At 65.2% G+C, this 18818-nt stretch carries 19 protein-coding genes; 7 read left to right on the top strand and 12 right to left on the bottom strand.

The window, feature by feature from the left end; translation table 11 throughout:
* Positions 1-9: 9 nt before the first annotated feature.
* Positions 10-1218, bottom strand: a complete 1209-nt coding sequence (locus KMZ68_RS07190) for a phospholipid carrier-dependent glycosyltransferase (protein WP_215616234.1) — start codon at positions 1216-1218, stop codon at positions 10-12.
* A 280-nt stretch (positions 1219-1498) separates the two neighbouring features.
* Between KMZ68_RS07190 and KMZ68_RS07185 the strand changes: the two genes are divergently transcribed.
* Together KMZ68_RS07185 and KMZ68_RS07180 are read left to right on the top strand one after the other, a co-directional pair.
* Complete coding sequence (locus KMZ68_RS07185; RefSeq protein WP_215615126.1) at positions 1499-2218, top strand: FecR family protein; 720 nt, start codon at positions 1499-1501, stop codon at positions 2216-2218.
* A gap of 2 nt (positions 2219-2220) precedes the next feature.
* Complete coding sequence (locus KMZ68_RS07180; RefSeq protein WP_215615125.1) at positions 2221-3330, top strand: hypothetical protein; 1110 nt, start codon at positions 2221-2223, stop codon at positions 3328-3330.
* A gap of 193 nt (positions 3331-3523) precedes the next feature.
* Here KMZ68_RS07180 and KMZ68_RS07175 read toward each other — a convergent pair whose 3' ends face one another.
* The 6 genes from KMZ68_RS07175 to ggt all read right to left on the bottom strand — a co-directional run bounded on the left by KMZ68_RS07175 (position 3524) and on the right by ggt (position 7620).
* The gene (locus KMZ68_RS07175) at positions 3524-4012 is read right to left on the bottom strand and encodes a VOC family protein (RefSeq protein WP_215615124.1); all 489 of its coding nucleotides are present in this window, start codon (positions 4010-4012) and stop codon (positions 3524-3526) included.
* A 27-nt stretch (positions 4013-4039) separates the two neighbouring features.
* Complete coding sequence (locus tag KMZ68_RS07170) at positions 4040-4471, bottom strand: VOC family protein (RefSeq protein WP_215615123.1); 432 nt, start codon at positions 4469-4471, stop codon at positions 4040-4042.
* A gap of 124 nt (positions 4472-4595) precedes the next feature.
* Positions 4596-4877 carry a DUF1488 family protein gene (locus KMZ68_RS07165; protein WP_215615122.1) on the bottom strand — a complete coding sequence of 94 codons (282 nt, stop codon included), beginning with the start codon at positions 4875-4877 and terminating at the stop codon, positions 4596-4598.
* A 73-nt stretch (positions 4878-4950) separates the two neighbouring features.
* Entirely contained in the window at positions 4951-5487 is a 537-nt protein-coding gene (locus tag KMZ68_RS07160; RefSeq protein WP_215615121.1) for a cupin domain-containing protein, read from the bottom strand.
* Between the two features lie 36 nt (positions 5488-5523).
* The gene (locus KMZ68_RS07155) at positions 5524-5982 is read right to left on the bottom strand and encodes an FKBP-type peptidyl-prolyl cis-trans isomerase (protein WP_215615120.1); all 459 of its coding nucleotides are present in this window, start codon (positions 5980-5982) and stop codon (positions 5524-5526) included.
* A gap of 51 nt (positions 5983-6033) precedes the next feature.
* A complete protein-coding gene (gene ggt, locus KMZ68_RS07150; protein ID WP_215615119.1) occupies positions 6034-7620 on the bottom strand; it encodes a gamma-glutamyltransferase in 1587 nt (528 codons plus the stop codon).
* A gap of 173 nt (positions 7621-7793) precedes the next feature.
* Here ggt and trhO point away from each other — a divergent pair, with 173 nt between their 5' ends.
* The 4 genes from trhO to KMZ68_RS07130 all read left to right on the top strand — a co-directional run bounded on the left by trhO (position 7794) and on the right by KMZ68_RS07130 (position 11883).
* Entirely contained in the window at positions 7794-8546 is a 753-nt protein-coding gene (gene trhO, locus KMZ68_RS07145) for an oxygen-dependent tRNA uridine(34) hydroxylase TrhO (protein ID WP_215615118.1), read from the top strand.
* On the top strand, positions 8530-8754 hold the full coding sequence (locus KMZ68_RS07140) for a SlyX family protein (protein ID WP_215615117.1): 225 nt from the start codon (positions 8530-8532) through the stop codon (positions 8752-8754). Before trhO ends, KMZ68_RS07140 begins: the two co-directional genes overlap by 17 nt.
* A gap of 185 nt (positions 8755-8939) precedes the next feature.
* Positions 8940-10496, top strand: coding sequence for an acetolactate synthase large subunit (locus tag KMZ68_RS07135; RefSeq protein WP_215615116.1), 1557 nt, complete (start codon positions 8940-8942; stop codon positions 10494-10496).
* 10 nt (positions 10497-10506) lie between these two features.
* Positions 10507-11883, top strand: a complete 1377-nt coding sequence (locus KMZ68_RS07130) for an FAD-binding oxidoreductase (RefSeq protein ID WP_215615115.1) — start codon at positions 10507-10509, stop codon at positions 11881-11883.
* A 31-nt stretch (positions 11884-11914) separates the two neighbouring features.
* On the opposite strand, the gene KMZ68_RS07125 is transcribed toward KMZ68_RS07130, so the two are convergent.
* From KMZ68_RS07125 to KMZ68_RS07115, 3 genes are all read right to left on the bottom strand, one after another.
* Positions 11915-12694, bottom strand: coding sequence for an enoyl-CoA hydratase (locus tag KMZ68_RS07125; RefSeq protein WP_215615114.1), 780 nt, complete (start codon positions 12692-12694; stop codon positions 11915-11917).
* Complete coding sequence (locus tag KMZ68_RS07120; RefSeq protein ID WP_249779550.1) at positions 12691-13131, bottom strand: MarR family winged helix-turn-helix transcriptional regulator; 441 nt, start codon at positions 13129-13131, stop codon at positions 12691-12693. Before KMZ68_RS07120 ends, KMZ68_RS07125 begins: the two co-directional genes overlap by 4 nt.
* A 190-nt stretch (positions 13132-13321) precedes the next feature.
* The gene (locus tag KMZ68_RS07115; RefSeq protein ID WP_215615113.1) at positions 13322-14950 is read right to left on the bottom strand and encodes a GMC family oxidoreductase; all 1629 of its coding nucleotides are present in this window, start codon (positions 14948-14950) and stop codon (positions 13322-13324) included.
* A 295-nt stretch (positions 14951-15245) separates the two neighbouring features.
* Here KMZ68_RS07115 and KMZ68_RS07110 point away from each other — a divergent pair, with 295 nt between their 5' ends.
* Entirely contained in the window at positions 15246-15494 is a 249-nt protein-coding gene (locus KMZ68_RS07110) for a hypothetical protein (RefSeq protein ID WP_215615112.1), read from the top strand.
* 20 nt (positions 15495-15514) lie between these two features.
* Here the strand turns inward: KMZ68_RS07110 and KMZ68_RS07105 are convergent, their stop codons facing one another.
* Together KMZ68_RS07105 and KMZ68_RS07100 are read right to left on the bottom strand one after the other, a co-directional pair.
* A complete protein-coding gene (locus KMZ68_RS07105) occupies positions 15515-15889 on the bottom strand; it encodes a hypothetical protein (RefSeq protein WP_215615111.1) in 375 nt (124 codons plus the stop codon).
* Positions 15886-18807, bottom strand: a complete 2922-nt coding sequence (locus KMZ68_RS07100; protein ID WP_215615110.1) for a hypothetical protein — start codon at positions 18805-18807, stop codon at positions 15886-15888. The genes KMZ68_RS07105 and KMZ68_RS07100 overlap by 4 nt, the downstream gene beginning before the upstream one ends.
* Positions 18808-18818 lie beyond the last annotated feature (11 nt).

Raw genomic sequence — 18818 nt, 5'->3', positions numbered from 1 at the left:
CTTACGCTACTAAATCCAGCTCTGGAAAAGCATCAGCCGGACGAACGTCTCCATCGACGTCCCGACGAACGCCGCCGAGATCGGCAGCATCGCGGCGAAGCCCGCACAAGCGACCGCGACGAAGGCCCATAGCAGCCAGCGCGGGCTGTTGCCCCGCCGCAGCACATAGACCAGAGCCAGGCTCGCGAAGGTGGCGGCCGGCAGATAATAATACAGGAAGCCGAGCGTTCGCGGCAGCAGCGCCCAGGCCAGATAAGGCCCGAAATAAAACGCCAGGACCAGGAACGCATCGGCCCGGCGCGTCACGATCCAGTCGCGCAGGCAGATCGCCAGCGCCGGCAGCGCCGCCCACAGCACCACGGGGTTGCCGAGCAACACCACCGCCGCGATCCGGTCGTCGCCGATCTTGTCGAACAGATACCAGACCGGCCGCACCAGCAACGGCCAGGACGGCCACGCGCTCATATAGGTGTGCCCTGCAATCGCGGTCGTGGTGTTGTCGCTGAAAATCCGGCGCTGGGCTTCAACGAGGCCGCTCGCCGACAAGCCATGGAGCGGGACGAAGGTTGCGAGATAGACCACCGCCGGCAGCAGCACGAAGCAGGCGGCGAAGTGATAATAACGGAAATCGGGCCACAGCCCGGGCCGGTACCAGTCGCCATCACGGCCGTCGGCGAACTGCGTGCGCCAACCCTGCATCAGGCGGATCGCGGCCACGATGACGATGCAGACGGCGAGCGCGAACAATCCGCTCCATTTGCAGGCGGCCGCAAGACCGAAGGCGAGGCCGGCGAGCGCGAAGGCCAGATGCGGCCGCGCTTGCCGGAAGCCATGCATGAACGCCGCGATCCCGAACAGCCCGAACGCCAGCGCAAAGATATCCAGCATCGCGATCCGCGACTGCACGAACAGCATCTGGTTGAAGAAGGCGATGAGACTGGCGGCGACCGCAGGGCCCGGTTTCGCGAACAGCGCCAGACCGCACAGATACACTGCGACGATCGAAAGTGCTCCGAACAGGACACCGGGGTAGCGCCAGCCCAGCGGCCCATCCCCGAAGCTCCGGATCGACAAGGCGATCAGCTGCTTGGCCAGCGGCGGGTGCATCGGGTTGAGCACCGGATTGGGCATCACCGGCTCCAGCATCTGCCGCGCGGCCGGCACGTAATGGACTTCGTCGAAATAGAATTTTTCCGGTGTAGTCACGCCAACGAGCATCGCGAGATGGGCAATGACGAAAATGATGGCGGCAATGGCCGTATTCCGCGCAGCCGGATTCCTGGGAACAGAAGGTGATTCGCGCACGGGGATCACGGATGGAGGGCGTTGCAGGAATATCGAGTGTGGGCGGGCCGAATTTTTAAGTCCATTGCATTGAACGCATTTCAAATTCGCCGTCACTAACCATCGGAGTCATAAGGCGCCGCTTGTGATAAATTTACAACATCGCTTGCGCATGCGATCCGGTACGATACGGGATAAATCGATCGGTCATGAAATGAATTGGCGTCACGGCGTTATCTTTATCTGCGCGCTTTGCCTTACGGCGGGGCTTGCGGCAAGTCCTGCTCTCGCGCAAACGCGCGTCGGCGAGGCCACCGTCATCAAGAACGAAGTCGTCCGCGTCGCGGGATCGGCGACCAGCCAGATCAACGTCGGCGACAGCGTGCTGCGCGACGAGATCGTGCGCACCGGCCTCGACAGCGCGGCGCGGCTGGTGATGGCCGACAGCACCAACCTATCGCTCGGCCCCAATTCGACGCTCAAGCTCGACCGCACCGTGTTCGACGACGAACACAGCTATCGCGACATCTCGATCAGGCTGACCACCGGCGCGTTCCGCTTCGTCACCGGCCATTCGGACAAGGCCGCCTACAAGATCCAGACCCAGGTCGCGACCATCGGCGTGCGCGGTACCGTGCTCGATATCCTGTCCCAGCGCGGCAAGACCACCGTGGTGCTGCGGGACAATGGCGCCTCGCGGGTCTGCACCCTGATCTTCCAGTGCATCGACCTGATCAAGCCCGGCGATACCGCGGTCATCACCTTCACCGGCGGCAAATACACCATTCAGAAGACCGGCAATCCGCCCTGGACTTTCGCCTGTGGCGCTGCGGCGGGGCTTTGCACCACCACCGAATATGCAGATGCGACGCCGACGGTCACGCCGCCCGTCGATGACGGCAACGATCCCAACGGCATGCTGTGCGGGCGCTGACGATGGCAGGATTCACCCGCAGCTTTGTTCTCCCGGCAGCCCTCAGCGCGGCGATGTCGCTGGTGCTGATTCCGGCGCTGGCCACTCCGGCATCGGCGCAAAGCACATCTTTGCCAGACACGTCGACGCCTTCCCCAACGCCATCGGCCTCGCCGAGTCCGACACCGACACCATCGTCCTCGCCTAGTCCGACACCGACTCCCACGCCGACCACCGGTTCGGACTCCAGCGCAGGCTCGGTCCGCGATCTGGCCAAGCAGCGCTTCAACCAGATGATCACCAACCGGGTGCTCGGCACGGTGCTGCTCGGCGTCAACGAACAGGTCAACTGCAACGACTGCGTCAGCGCATTCGGCTCCGCGGGGTCGTTCTCGGCCGGCATCCATGGCCGCAAGAACCTGACATCCAACCTCGCGCTGCTGGCCGGCATCGCCTACACCCAGTACAACGAAGGCGGCTACAGCGTCACCAGCGCGCCGATCGGCGCCTTCGCGCTGCGCTATGATTTCACCGACTGGGGATCGTCGCGGCCGTTCTTCGACATCGGCGCCGTGCTGTCGCCGTTCCAGAAGGTGCGCTACCGCCGCAGCTATCAGACCAGCCTCGGCCCGGTATCGCTCGACAGCGAAACCACCAGCGAGAATTACGGCGCCTATGGACGGGCGGGCTGGATCAGCCGGCTGTCGCCGCGCGACGAGGTCGCAGCGTCGGTCGAGGTCTGGCAGTTGTGGCAGCGGGTCAACGGCTACAGCGACCCGGCCGGCGTGGCGTTCAATCCGTTCGACGCCACCATCGCCACCGGCACCGACAAGACCAACCTGGTCAAGATCGGCGGCCAATGGACACATCTGTTCGGCGACAGCATCGAGGCCAATATCAACGGCGGCTTCGTGCAATCCTTTGCGACCCGCTCCGGCATCGTCGCCACCGTCACCGGCGAAGGCAATGTGGTGCCAACGATCGGAAACCAGAGCTGGTTCGAATATGGCGGCCGGCTCGGCTACCGCATCAGCAAGGGCTGGGTCGCCGATCTCTTCCTCAACGGCACCGCCGGCCCGCAGCCGGTCGGCAACACCATCCATGGCGGCGTCGGGCTGCGGATTACTTATTGAGGCGTTTTCGAGTTGGGTGGCCTCATTCTTCGAGACGGCCGCGTTGCACCCTCCTCACCGTCTGCTCAAGGCGTAGCCAATGAAGCTCGTCATGGCCGGGCTTGTCCCAGGCATCAACGTCTTAGATTCACTCAAGCAAGAAAGACGTGAATGGCCGGGACAAGCCCGGCCATGACGAAAAAGGGAGTCATTTTCAAGCGGCCGACTTGCCCTCATAGGCTTTGCGCAAGCCTTCGATGTCGAGCTTGACCATCCCGAGCATCGCCTGCATCGCCCGCCGGGCGCCGGCGGGATCGGAGCCGCCGAGATATTGCAGCAGCGCGGTCGGCACGATCTGCCACGACACCCCGAAGCGATCCTTGAGCCAGCCGCATTGTTCGACCGATCCGCCATTGGCGGACAGCGCGTCCCACAACCGGTCGACCTCGGCCTGATCGGCGCAATCGATCTTGAACGAGATTGCGTGGGTGTATTCGAACCGGGTGCCGCCGTTGAGCGCCAAGAAGCGCTGGCCGGCCAGCGTGAACTCGACCACCAGCACCGTACCGGCCTTGCCGGCGGGACCGTCGACGATGTTGTTCTGGATCATCTCGATCCGGGAATCCGGCAGCAGCGAAACATAGAATTTTGCGGCCTCCTCGGCCTCGCCGTCGAACCACAGGCAGGGGGAAATCCTGGACATCGGCATGCTCCTCGCGTTGGATTTGAATCAGGCGTCGGCCATGGCGGGCTGCGCTGCGGTCGCGGCCGCGACATCCATCCACATCACTTCCCAGATATGGCCGTCGGGGTCCTCGAAGCTGCGGCCGTACATGAAGCCGTAGTCCTGCTTCGGGCAGGGATCGACGCCGCCGCCCGCGGCCTGCGCCTTGCCGATCATCTCGTCCACCGCCTCGCGGCTGTCGGCGGAAAGGCAGATCAGCACCTCGCTGGAGGTCCTGGCGTCGGCGATCTTCTTCGGCGTGAACTGGCGGAATTTGTCGTGGGTCAGCAGCATGGCGTGGATAGTTTCGGAAAACACCATGCAGGACGCGGTTTCATCGCAGAACTGCGCGTTCTTTTCGGCACCGACGGCCTGATAGAAAGAGGTGGCGCGGGCAAGATCGCTGACCGGCAGGTTGACGAAGATCATTTTGGTCATAAGAGGCTCCTTTGGCGTGCTGCGGCCGAAGGACGAACGGCCGGGCCGCGACCCGACACCCCCATCTCAAATTTCTTTGGGAGGCTGGCCGCACCCGTCATCGCGAGGGACGGGTGACCGGGCCCTACCTGTTTGCGTTGATATGCCTGGTGAAAATCCTCACGACAGAGCCCTTCACGGCCCGGCTCTCGTCGAACAATCTGGAGGCAATTCGCTCGATGGTGTCGCGATGCTCGAGAAACTGCGCCTGTCTCGCGGTGCTTGGCGAGCCTCTGACGCCAGCAAGCTCATCCATCGCGGCATCGCTGATCTGACATTCGACGGTCTCGCCGTCGTTCAGCATCGTGAATCCGTACGCCAGGCGTTCGCCGTCATGCCCTACAATGCGACCACGCGTCAGCGGCATCGAAATTCCTCTTGGCATCGCCCCCAAAGCGTACTTCGCGCGGCGGTCTGTCGAGAAGGCGGCGGCGCGAAACCTACTTCGCCTCCGCCGGATCGAGGTGCACCGGGTCGACCCACAGCACCGTCTCCGGCTTTTCCACCGGCTCGATGTCGAGATTAATGGCGACCGCCTGGCCGTCGCTGCGCACCAGCACGCATTCCAGCACCTCGTCGCGGCTGGCGTTGATCTCCTGATGCGGCACATAGGGCGGAACGAAAATGAAATCGCCGGGCCCCGCTTCCGCGGTGAACTGCAATTGCTCGCCCCAGCGCATCCGCGCCTTGCCCTTCACGACGTAGATGATGCTCTCGAGATGGCCGTGATGATGCGCGCCGGTCTTGGCATCGGGCCGGATGGTCACGGTGCCCGCCCACAATTTCTGCGCGCCGGCGCGGGCGAAATTGATCGCGGCCTTGCGGTCCATGCCCGGCGTCGACGGCACGTTGGGATCGAGCTGGTTGCCGGGAATGACGCGGACGCCGTCGTGCTTCCAGCGCTCGGCGTCGCCGTGATCGTGCGAATGGCCGGCGTGCGAATGATCGGAATGGCTGTGATCGTGGCGATCTGTCATCGTGCTGCTTTCCGCTTGGTTCCCGGCTGACGAATGCTACTTCACGCCGAGCAGTTCGACCTCGAACATCAGCGTTGCGTTGGGAGGAATGACGCCGCCGGCGCCGCGGGCGCCGTAGCCCAGAGCGGGCGGAATGATCAAGGTGCGCTTGCCGCCGACCTTCATGGTGGCGACGCCCTCGTCCCAGCCCGATATCACCTGGCGCTGCCCGATCGGAAATTCGAACGGCTCGTTGCGGTCCACCGAGCTGTCGAACTTCTTGCCCTTCTGGCCGTTCTCGTAGAGCCAGCCGGTGTAGTGCATGACGCAGATCTGGCCCGGCTTCGGCGAAGCGCCTGACCCGACCGTGCTGTCCGAAATCTGCAAGCCTGATGGTGTGGTCATGGTTTTTCCTGGGGTCTGGGCCGATACGCCTGACGGCGCGGTGAGGAGAAAGACGCCGGCCAGCGCAATGGCAACGGCGGTCGGAAGACTTCGAAATCGGTAATGTCCCATCTCTTGGGCATCCTTGTGACGGAGGCAGGGGTCGCAATTCGCGCCGCGCGCTCAATAGCCGAGCGCGCAGCCGTCCTTGCGCGGATCGGAGCCGGCGGTGAGCGTGCCCTTGTCCCAGTCGATCCAGATCGCCTGACCGCCGCCGAGCGGGCCGACCACGCTGGTGGTCTTGTGCCCGAGCTTCTTCAGGCCCTCGACGATATCGGCCGGCACGCCGTCCTCGAGCTGGTAGATGTTTTCGTAATGCAGGCCGCGCGGCATATCGATGGCTTCCTGCACGTCGCAGCCGTAGTCGAGCATGTTGGTCAGTACACGCACCTGCCCGACCGGCTGATACTGGCCGCCCATCACGCCGTACGGCATCACGGCGCGGCCGTTTTTGGTGACGAGGCTCGGGATGATGGTGTGCAACGGCCGCTTGCCCGGCGCGATGCAGTTGGGATGGCCGGGCTGAATGCGGAAACCGCCGCCGCGGTTCTGCAAGAGGACGCCGGTCTTGTTGGAGACGATCGCCGAACCGAAGGCATGCGCGATCGAGTTGATGAACGAACAGACGTTTCGGTCCTTGTCGACCACGGTGATGTAGACCGTCGACGGATTCATCGGCGGCGTCACCACGGGAAGATCGAGCATGCGGTCCATCCGGATCTGGCTGCCGTATTCTTCGGCGAATTCCGGCGTCAAGATCCGCGCGACGTCCACCTTGACGAAGGCGGGATCGGCGACGTGCTGCTCGCGCATCATGTAGGCGATCCGCGCGGCCTCGGCTTCGAGATGGAACCGCTCGACGCTCAGCGCCGGGAACTTCGTCAGATCGAAGCGCGACAGGATGTTCAGCATCACCAGCATGGTGATGCCCGGACCGTTCGGCGGGCACTGCCAGACGTCATGGCCCTTGTAGACGGTGCCGATCGGCGACGTGGTCTCGGTGGTGTGGGCGGCGAAGTCGTCGAGCGTGTGCAGGCCGCCGATGCCGCGCAAGGTCTCGACCATGTCCTCGGCGATGGCGCCCTTGTAAAACGCGTCGCGGCCGTCTTTCGCGATCGCGCGCAGCGTCTTGCCGAGTTCGGGCTGACGGATCACGTCGCCGGCCACCGCGGGCTTGCCGTGCGGCAGCAGATAGCGCTCGGTGTTGACGCCCTTCTTCAGTTTCTCGAACTGGTTCTTCCAGTCGAAGGCGACGCGGGGCGCGACGACGTAGCCTTCTTCGGCGGCCTTGATCGCGGGCTGCAGCACGGTGTCGAGCCCGAGCTTGCCGTGATCGCGCAGGATGGTCGCCCAGGCATCGACCGCTCCCGGAATGGAGACGGCGTGCGCCGAGGTCAGCGGGATCGCATTGATCTTGCGCTCGAGGTACCACTCCGCCGTCGCCGCCTGCGGCGCGCGGCCCGAGCCGTTATAGGCCGTGATCTTGCCCTCGCCCTTGGGCTGAAGCAGCGCGAAGCAGTCGCCGCCGATCCCGGTCGATTGCGGCTCGATCACCCCGAGCAGCGCGCAGGCCGCCACCGCGGCGTCGGCGGCGGTGCCGCCGGCACGCAGCACATCGATTGCCGCCAGCGCGGCCAGCGGGTGCGACGTCGCCACCATTCCGTTCTGGGCGTGGACCGTGGACCGGCCGGCGAGATGGAAGTTCCTCATGCCAATTTGCTCACTTTTCGCTGTCTTATCGTTGTCTCGGGCGCGGGCTTACTTGGCATATTCAGGGCGCGATGGGAATGCTCAGGGATGCATGACACCGGCACATCCTCATCCCGACAGGATGAGGTCGGGTCAGTCTTTCCCCTGCTCCACCCTCCTGATAAACCTCCGCCATGGCTTACAAGGTCGCCGCTTTCTACCAGTTTGCCGCCCTGCCGGACTTCCGCGAGCTCAGGGAGCCGCTGCGGGCGATCTGCGCCGCTCTGGAACTGAAGGGCAGCGTGCTGCTGGCGCATGAGGGCATCAACGGCACGATCGCCGGAAGCGGGGACGCCATCGACGAGCTGGTCGGGGAGTTGCGCGATGGCGCCCTGTTCGGCGGCCGACTCGACAATCTCGAGCTGAAATTTTCGGCCGCCGCGGCGATGCCGTTCCAGCGCCTGAAGATCCGCCTGAAAAAGGAGATCGTCACCCTCGGCGATCCCGCGGCCGACCCGACGCGGCAGGTCGGCATCTATGTCGATCCCGCCGACTGGAACGCGCTGATCGCAGCGCCCGACACGCTCGTGATCGACACCCGCAACGCCTTCGAGGTGGCGATGGGCACCTTCGCCGGCGCCGTCGATCCCGGCATCAGGAGTTTCGGGCAATTCAAGGATTTCGCCGCGCAACAGCTTGATCCGGCCAGGCATCGGAGGATCGCGATGTTCTGCACCGGCGGCATCCGCTGCGAAAAGGCCAGCGCCCATCTGCTGGCGCGCGGCTTCGCCGAGGTCTATCACCTCAAGGGCGGCATCCTGAAATACCTGGAAGGCGTGCCGGAAACCGAAAGCCGCTGGCGCGGCGAGTGTTTCGTGTTCGACGACCGCGTCGCGCTCGGCCACGGCTTGCGGGAACGCGCAATGGAACATGGCTCCGATGAATGACACCGGGACGCTCAGCGATCGCATCGACGCGCTGGAAATCCGCCTGGCGTTCCAGGACGAGACTATCGAGGCGTTGAACAACACCATCACCGCGCAATGGCAGCAGATCGACGCCCTGACGCGGCAGCTCGCCGCCCTGAACGAGCGGCTGCGGGAAGCGGAAGCCAACGCGCCCGGCGCCACCAACGAACCGCCGCCGCATTATTAGATAGCACGCCGGTCATCTCCGCACCGGACGGTGCGGAATGTTCCGGTCCCCGCAGGCAAACGTCCTGGCGATACCGCTTGATCGGTTGCTGCCGGCGTCCTTAGCTGCGGCGGCGCGGTTGATTCACATCAATGGCAGTCTTCTGCCTGCGCCATAGCGTTCAGAAAAACAAAACGGGGACGGAAATGGACAATCCAATGAACGGCGCGCAATCGCTGGTGAAAACCCTGGTCGGTTGCGGTGTCGATATCTGTTTCGCCAATCCCGGCACTTCGGAAATGCACTTCGTTGCCGCGCTCGATTCCGTCACGGAATTGCGTCCGGTGCTTTGCCTGTTCGAGGGCGTCGCGACCGGCGCTGCCGATGGCTACGGCCGCATCGCCGGCAAACCGGCCGCGACCCTGATGCATCTCGGGCCCGGACTGGCCAATGGCCTTGCCAATCTGCACAATGCCCGCCGCGCCGCGACGCCGGTCGTCAATATCGTCGGCGATCATGCGACCTATCATCTGCAATACGATGCGCCGCTGACGTCCGACATCGTCGGCTTTGCCCGCCCGGTCTCGAGCTGGATCCACGAATCCAGGAGCGCCAAGACCGTCGCCGCCGATACGGCGCGGGCGGTACAGGCCGCGCGTGCCGCGCCGGGTGGCGTCGCCACGCTGATCCTGCCCGCCGACACCGCCTGGAATCCGGCCGATCGCGCCGCGCCACCCTTGCCGGATATCGGGCCTGCCAAGGTCAGCGCCGATACCGTCGAGGCGATCGCAAAGCTGCTGTCGAACGGCAAGAAGACCGCCATGCTGTTGCGCGGCAAGGCCCTGATCGGCGACGGGCTCGAGGCGGCCGGGCGAGTTCACGCCAAGACCGGCGTGCGGCTGATATGCGACAACTTCGCGCCGCATTCCGAGCCGGGCGCCGGCCGGGTGACGGTGGAGCGGATTCCTTATTTCGGCGAGCAGATCACGGCGTTTCTCGCCGGCACCGAGCAGATCATCCTGGTCGGCAGCAAGCCGCCGGTATCGTTCTTCGCCTATCCCGGCAAGCCGAGCTGGTGCGTGCCCGAGGGCTGCGAGCTCTTCCATCTCGCCCACCCGCATGAGGACGGCGCCGGAGCCCTGCAAGATCTCGCCGATGCGCTCGGCGCGCCCGCCAGGCCTGCGCTCTACACCGAACTGCAGCTGCCCGACCTGCCGAAAGGCCGGCTCAACTCCTACACCGTGGCGCAGGTCATCGCCCACCTGACGCCGGACCACGCGATCATCGCCGACGAGTCCAACACCGCGAGCCTGCCGCTGTTGATGACGCTGGCGCGCGCCCGGCCCCACACCCATTTGCCGCTGACCGGCGGCTCGATCGGCCTCGGCCTGCCGCTCGCGGTCGGCGCGGCGCTGGCCGCGCCCGGCCGCAAGGTGGTCTGCCCGCACGGCGACGGCGGCGCCGCCTACACCATGCAGGCGCTATGGACCATGGCGCGCGAAAATCTCGACATCACGGTCGTGATCTACGCCAACCGCTCCTATGCGATCCTCAATTACGAACTGCAGCGCGTCGGCGCCGGCACGCCCGGTGCCAATGCGCTGGCGATGATGGACCTGCACAATCCGGAAATGAACTGGACCAAGATCGCCGACGGCCTCGGTATCGAAGCCAGCCGCGCCACCACGGCGGAGGAATTCGCCGCGCAGTATGAGTCGGCGATGAAGCACAGAGGGCCGCGCCTGATCGAAGCGATGACCTGAGGAAGCCGCCATGCCCGTGATCGATGCTCTCACCGGAATCGTCGGCGAAGGCGGCGTGCTGGACGCGGCCGAAGTCGCCAAGCGATCCGCCGGCGCGTTACGCTGGGACAATCTGCAGGCACAGGCGCTGGTGCGCCCGCGAACCACCGAGGAGGTCTCGCGCGTGCTGCGCTGGTGCCACGACCGTGGCGTGGCCGTGGTAACCCAGGGCGGCCTCACCGGCCTCGTTCACGGCGCCGATGCCGCGCCCGCCGAAGTGATCCTGTCGATGGAGCGGATGCGCGCGATCGAGGACATCGACCCGGTGCAGCGCACCGCCGTGGTTCAGGCCGGCGTGGTGCTGCAGACGCTGCAGGAAGCCGTCGAGGAACACGGCATGAGCTTTCCGCTCGACCTCGGCGCCCGCGGCAGCGCGACCATCGGCGGCAACGCCGCGACCAATGCCGGCGGCAACCGCGTGATCCGCTACGGCATGACCCGCGACATGATCCTCGGCCTCGAAGCGGTGCTGGCGGACGGCACCGTGGTCTCCTCGATGAACCACCTGATCAAGAACAATACCGGTTACGACCTCAAGCAGGTCTTCATCGGCTCCGAGGGCACGCTCGGGGTGATCACGCGGCTGGTGCTGCGGCTGCGGGAAAAGCCAGCCGCGCAGGACGTCGCAATCGTCGCGGTCGCGGATTTCGATTGCCTGCCGAAACTGCTCAAGCACATGGACCAGAACCTGAGCGGCTCGCTGTCGGCCTTCGAGGTGATGTGGCAATCGTTCTACCGCCTGGTGACGACGGCGCCCGCCAAGGGCAAGCCGCCGGTCAGCCAGGACCACCCCTATTACGTCCTGATCGAAAGCCTCGGCGCCAACGCCAGACTCGACTCCGAACGCTTCGTGGCGGCGCTGGAATCGGCGCTGGAAGGCAATTTGATTTCAGATGCCGCCGTCGCCCAGTCCGAAAACGACCGTCGCGCCTTCTGGGCGCTGCGCGACGACGTCGCGCAGGTCGTGGTCGGCGGCATGCCCGTGGTGTTCGACATTTCGCTGCCGATCAGTGCGATGGAGCAATATGTCGCCGCCTTGAGCGGGGATCTGCAGCCCGCGATCGGCGATCACAAGCTCTGGATCTTCGGTCATCTCGGCGACGGCAATCTGCATGTCATCGTGCAGGTGCCGCTGAAGGACTATCTGGCGTTGCGGCCGAAGATCGAGGCCCTGGTCTACGGCCCGCTCGGCAAGCTCGGCGGCTCCGTCTCGGCCGAGCATGGCATCGGACTGGAGAAGAAACCTTATCTGTCGGTCTGCCGAAACGACAGCGAGCTCGCGGTGATGCGGCGGCTCAAGACGGCGCTCGATCCGGCCGGGATTCTCAATCCCGGCAAGGTCCTCTGAGAATTCTCTGCCGCTCGACCTTGCCTCCGCGCTAGCGCGCATCCGCGAGCTTCAGGAAGTCCGGGGGCCGGCGCTCGGCGAATGCAATGAAGGCCTCGCGCGCCTCCGCGGTTTTCAGACGCTCGGCGAACCGTTCGCTTTCCGCGACGATCTGCGCCATCAGCACCTCCGGATTCCGCATCAGCCGCTTGGTCATGCCGAGAGCCCCCGCCGGCTGCCTGGCCAGGCGTGCGGCGAGAGCCTTCGCCTCGGCGTCAAGCTTGTCCAACGGCACGACCCGGTTGGCGAGACCCCAGGTGACTGCGGACCCGGCATCCACCGGTTCACCGAGAGCAAACATCTCGTAGGCACGCGCATAGCCGATGCGCAGCGGCATCAGCAGGCTGGATGCGGCTTCCGGCACCAGGGCCAGGTTGACGAACGGCGTTGAAAGCAGCGCATTCTCGGCGAGCACCACCAGGTCGCAATGAAGCAACATCGTGGTGCCTATGCCGACGGCGCGCCCTTGAACCGCTGCGACCAACGGGCGGCTCGATCGGGCGATGGCCTGCAGGAAGCGGCCGACGTGCCGCTCGCCCTGGACTCCGCCGGTGGCAATGGCAGCGAACTCGCCGACATCGTTGCCGGCGGTAAACATGTCCCCCTCGCCCCGGATCAGCAGGACGCGGACGGCGGGGTCGGTCTCCGCACCTTCGATCGCATCGGCCAACGCACCGTACATCGCGTTGGTCAAGGCATTCTTCTTGTCCGGCCGCGCCATCGTCAGACTCAAGATCCCGCCGTCGTTTTCCAGCTTGATATGCTCAGTCATTCATCTTCTCCTTTTGGAAATTTGGTTTGCACACTGGCGAGCCAGCGCGCGACGACGTCGATTTCCGCGTCGGTAAACCCTTCGGTGAGACGTGCGTTGATGTCGGAAAGCCCTGCTTTCGAGCGCGCGAGCGCCGCGCGGCCGGCAGAGGTCAGCCAAAGGCGCCACGCGCGCCCGTCATCCGGATCGGCGCGCCGCTGGATCAGGTTCGCCGTCGTCATCCGGTCCACCAGCCCACTGATGCCCGGCGGTCCCAGGTCGAGCGCCGCCCCCGCCTCGCCCATCAGCATGCCGTCGCGCCGGCCCAGGATGAAGAGCAACCCGGACTGCGCAGCCGTAACCCCGCTTTTCTCGGTCCGCGTCGCCACCCACCGCTGCAGCCGGCGCTGCGCGACGTTGAGCAGAAAGACCAGGCGGCGGTCCTGACGGAAGCTCACAAGGACAGGCTCTCAAAATTTAGTTCGCATACGAACTATATAAGTGCCGGGACGTTGTCACGATGAATCTTCGTCGGGGGACCTGCCGGGATCCGGCTGCGGGCTGTGCTTGGGATCCGGCCGGTTCGCTGCTTGAAGCCCGGCGGTCGAGATCGAGTTCCGCTCCAGGACGCGACGGCACACTGCCGCGTTACCGCGCGTCCTGCAGGATCATGTCGGACGCCTTCTCGGCGATCATGATGACGGGGGCGTTGGTATTGCCCGACACCAAGTCCGGCATAACCGAGGCATCGACGACGCGCAGGCCCTCGATGCCGCGGACTCGAAGCCGCTGGTCGACCACCGCCAGCGGATCGTTGCCCATCCGGCAGGTCGAGACCGGGTGATAGACCGTGTTGCCGCGCAGCCGGCAGAACGCCAGCAGGTCCTCGTCGCTCACCACCTTCGCGCCCGGTTCCTTCTCCTCGATCACGAAGGGCTTGAGCGCCGGCGCGGCCAGGATCCTGCGCAGGATCTTGAGGCCTTCGACATTGGCGGCGCGATCGGTCTCGGTCGCGAGGTAGTTGATGCGGATTTCCGGCGGCGCCATCGGGTCGGCGCTCCGGATGCGAAGCGAACCGCGGCTCTCGGGGCGCACCTGGCAGACCGACGCGCTGAAGGCGGAAAAGGGATGCAGCTTTTCACCCATTTTGTCGGTCGAGAACGGCAGAAAGTGAATCTGGACGTCGGGCGACGCCAGCCGCGGGTTGGTCTTGAAGAACGCGCCGGAGGTACCCGCGGCAATCGTCAGCGGTCCCCTGCGGAACGCCGCATAGCGCACGCCGGCCATGATCCGCCGCACAGGATGATTGAGAATATCGTTGAGGGTGATCGGCTGCGCGCAAAGCATCACGATGCGGACCTGCATGTGGTCCTGCAGGTCGTTGCCGACGCCGGGCGCGTCGAGCACGACGCCGATGCCGTGGCTCTTCAACAGTTCCGCCGGTCCGACGCCGGAAAGCTGCAGCAGCTGCGGCGAGTTATAGGCGCCGCTCGAGACCAGGATTTCCTTGCGCGCCCGCGCGGTGCGCAACGCGCCGTTCTGCCGGTATTCGACAGCGGCGGCGCGACGGCCCTCGAACAACAGGCGCTGCGCCAGCGCTGATGTCTCGACGTGCAGGTTGCTGCGTCCCCTGGCGGGATGAAGATACGCCACCGCGGTGCTCGCCCGCCGGCCGTTTCGCGTCGTGGTCTGAAACCAGCCGGCGCCTTCCTGGGTCGCGCCGTTGAAGTCGGAATTGGCGGGGATGCCGGCCTCGGTCGCCGCCTTGATGAAGGCCCCCGACAGCGGGTCGGCATGCAGCATGTCGGAAACCGGCAGCGGGCCGCCGGCGCCGTGGAAATCATCGGCGCCGCGCTGCTGGTCTTCGGCCTTCTTGAAATACGGCAATACGTCGTCATAGCCCCAGCCGGTGTTGCCGTGCTGCCGCCAGCGATCGTAATCCTCGTGCTGGCCGCGAACGTACAACAGGCCGTTGATCGAACTCGATCCGCCCAGCACCTTGCCGCGCGGCTGAAACACCTGGCGCCCGTTCAGCCCCGGTTCGGGCTCGGTCTGGTACATCCAGTTGACGGTCTTTTCCTTGAACAGCTTGCCGTAGCCGAGCGGCACGTGGATCCACAGATTGGTATCCTTCGGCCCGGCTTCGAGCAGCAGCACCGAATGCTTGCCGTCGGCGCTGAGGCGGTTGGCGAGCACGCATCCGGCCGAGCCGGCGCCGACGATGACGTAGTCGAATTCGGAAGTGTCGTTGGGCGACGTTGCGCCATTATTGGTCATGTGTTTCCCCCACGCGCGGCACGGCCGGCGTCGCACCTAACCAGATAATTCAAGGAGGCTGCAAGCGGGCGGTCATTCAAATGCAGCGCTACATGCAGCCAATCGTACCGAATTCCCTCTCCCGCGAAGGATTCGTCGCAAGACCGACTTTGGCTTTGCGCGCAAATCGCAGGGCATCGCATGATTTCGCTCCGTTGCCCTGGCGCGGTATCGGTTGACTCACATCAATGTTGGGCGACGGCGCAGGCATATGAATAAACGCGGGGCACAAGAGTTTGAGGGTTCAACGATGCGCATGACACTTGCTTTCGCGCTGGCCGCGGTCGCCCTGTTGCCGTCTGTTCAATCGGCATCGGCGGCGCCCTGCCCATTTCCGATGGTGCGGGAATGCCAGCCGCCGCCGAAGGATCGTCCGTCAGCGGTCCCGATGCCCTGCCGCTGTGTGAACCCGCCCGGCAGTCCGACGTGGGGCGGCAAGGCGGAGATTCACAAGAAGAATGTGCCGACGGTGAAGCCCAACAAGACACCCGGGGCAAACAACTGAGTGCGCATCGGCGCGCGAAGCTAGTTCAATTTCTTACTGCCCGTGACCGGCCGCGGCGGCTCCGGCTGCGGGTTCAACCAGGTTCCGCCCTTATCGACCTTGGCGGGGCCCATGGGCGGTTCGGGCTGCGGATTGAGCCAGGTCTTTCCTGATCCTCGCACCTTCGGCTTCTTCACATTCTTCTTGGTCGTCACCTCCGCTTCAGCGAGCCTGACGGACGGTTGCACGCTGAACCAGGTCGAGTTGCCGGCCGATCCCGTCGAGGTGCTCGCGCTGGCGACACCTATCGTGGCAGCGAGAACAAGACCTGCCATCGCAAGAGCTGATCGCTTCGCGATGATCGCCGACGTGAATTTTTCTCGCATCATGGATCCTCCTGACAGAACTGAAATCACCGATCGAATTGTTGGCGGAAGCGTGGCGCGATTGGAGCCGGCCGAACTATCGGCTTCGGTACAAAGCGCTTCGGCGGGACGAACCGCTTCGGCGGCGGCCGCACCACGATCCGCGGCGGTGGCGGGACAAACTCCCGGCCGCCTCGTTTGCCGCGCGGCAGGATGACCGGCGCGGGAACATGAATGCCGCCGGGCACGAATGCCGGACCTCCGGGCACGCATTTCCGCTTGTCGGCATCAGGCTTCTGTCCGGACGGGCAGCACTGCCCGCCTGCCGTCGCCTGGGCCGCGAGGCAGCATGAGCCGTTCGGCAGTTTGACATAGCCGGTGAAGCAGGCGCCCGGTTGCGTGACCGGCGCGGCATTGGTGACGCATTTCCCGTCGACAAGGAATTGCCCTTGCGGACAGCTGCACGCGGCGGCGGTGCCGGCTACCGCGCTCGGCGGCAGACAGCACTCGCCGGTAAGCGCATTGGTGGTCGTGCCAGGCGGGCAACCCGCCAGCTGACCGCAGCTGCCGTCTGACTGCGGCTTGGTGCCGGACGGGCAGCATTGACCGCTCGACGACAGTTGCTCGGGCGGACATATCTTCTTCAGCGGGCCGCAGCTGCCATCCGGCTGCGGTGTCGTGCCGGCCGGGCAGCAGGTGCCGTTCGACGACAGCTGCTCGGGCGGACATGGCTTCTTCATCGGGAAGCAACTGCCGTCGGGCTGCGGCTTGGACCCCGGCTCACAGCAAATGCCTTTCGACGACAACTGGCCGGGCGGACAGCCTGGCAGCTTTGGCTTGTCGCACTTGCCGTCGGGGCCGGGCAGCGTGCCGTCAGGGCAGCACTGATTGGCGTAGAAAGCCGCGGATCCGCTCGGACAGAGCTGCAGGCAACTTCCGTCGAGCCCAGGCTGGATCATATTGGGACCGGGCTGCGAACAAGCCTTCCCCGCAGCCGTCGGCTTGCAGCCGTGCGCGCTGGATGGATCCGGCTCGTATCCAACCGGACAGACCGGCATCTTGAACGCCGGGCAATGATAGCCATTGGCATCGTGGACCGCCTTGGTGCCATCCAGACAGGTCAACTTGGTCAGGTCGTTGGGATCGAATGTGCTGGGGTCAAAGCCTGACCAGCACGCCTCGACATGGCCGGGGTCGGTCGATCCGTCCGGGCATGGCGACTGGCACTGCCCGTTCGGGCCAGGAAAGAATCCTATCGGGCAGCACTGGAATCCGGGCTGTTGTGTCGTGCCGGGCGGACAGGCGCACTGATTGCCGGAGCCGGGCGGGCAATCGAGCTTCGGCGGCTTCTTGCCGTGCATCCGATACCAGAAGAATCCCGGCAGCAGCTCGACCCGCGGCCGGTACCAGCCCGGCAGCATGAAGCCGGCCTGACCGCAGACGCGCAAGATCGCGATGTCGCCGATGAGACCGCGCGCGCCGGGGTCCTGGAATTGGTCGTCGTAATCGGCAAAGTAGCTTTGCAGCGGCGGCGTGTTGGCCGGCACGACCGCGGTAATCTCATTGCCTTGCAGGCCGTTCACGTCAGCCGGGCCGCCTTGGGCGAGCAGCGCGGCGAGCGCGGGATCGACGGCATTGCGCAGTTGTTCGCCGGTCGACCAAAGAAATTGGCCGCAGGCGGCGCGGTCGATACGGCCCAGTTCGTCGTAACCGAAACCGACGGCAACGCCGCCATTGCCGTTGCGCATCTGCCGCGCGAAACCGATTGCATATTCGTCGGACTGCTCCTGCCATTGCGGCCCGACTGTGCCGGGAGGTGCCGGCAGATAGCGCAGCACGCGACCGGTCGCTTCCATGGTTAGCGCCGTGAAGTCGGCGGCGCCGCTGGGAGCCGCGCGCTCGGCGAGCAGCATGCGGCCCTGATCGTCGAAGGTGATCCTGGAAATTTCGCTCGGCCCCGGTCCGGGCGCGACGCTGAGTTCGAGGCGCGGATCGCCGCCGAAATCCGGCGCGATCGCCACCGACCAGATCTGCAGGTCCCTGGCGACGGCATAATAGAGACGCCCGTTGCGAACGCCGAGACCGAAGATCAACCGCGGCGAAGCGGTATAGCCCCAGGTGCCGGGATCGCCGGTGCGGAATTTCGGGCTCGAGATGTCGAGACGGCTGGCGGGATCATAGGCCACAGGCGGCAGACCGGCCGCACCGCGCCCCTGGACACCGTGATCGTAGCGGCCGCGTTCCTTTCCGGTGGGATCAAAAGCGTGGATCATTCCGGTCGCGCGGTCGGCGACGAACAACGTGTTCGAGACGGAATCGAAAGCGAGGCCGCCGAGCGCCGGCCCGGGATTGGCAGCGCCATCGAGCGTCACATTGGCGAACAGACGAACCTCGCCGGTCGTGCCATCGATCCGCCAGATCGAACCGGGGCCGCCGCCGAGCTGCGACGGTCCGAAAAGGCCCGGCATGAAGGCGGCGTTGGGCCCGCCCTGCTTGACGCGAACCGGTTGACCGGCACCTGCGGGGACAACGATCGGCAGCCCATAGGCCGAGGTCGCCGCGACGAAGATATTGGGCTGCGTTGCGTTGTCGAGCGCAACGCCGAACACCTGGCCGATCTGACCTGCGGTCACGGTGAAAGGCTTCGGCGCCGTAAGCAATTGCGCCTGCGGCGGCGCGCCCGGCGCCTGCAGATCGAAAACGCGCGCGGCCGGCCCTTGCAGATCGATGAAAGTCTTGTCGGCGGGATCGACGCCCGGCGCGATGCTGGCCGGCGGCAGCGCGCCGGAGAAGCCGGTCACCACCGCATTGCCGTTGGCGACGATGCCGGTTGGCGGCGATACCTGCGCAAAGGCTACACCGACGGAAGACAGCACCGCCAGGACAACTGCGACAGCCGCGGTCGCCAGGTGACTTATGTTGGAGTAATTGCCTTGCCGCCCTACCGAGGAAATCGCATTTGCGCGCATGGATGAATCCT

Source organism: Bradyrhizobium sediminis (genome assembly GCF_018736105.1).
Classification (GTDB): Bacteria; Pseudomonadota; Alphaproteobacteria; order Rhizobiales; family Xanthobacteraceae; genus Bradyrhizobium.
The sequence above is the reverse complement of the archived record's forward strand: the minus strand, read 5'-3'. Positions and strand labels throughout refer to the sequence as shown.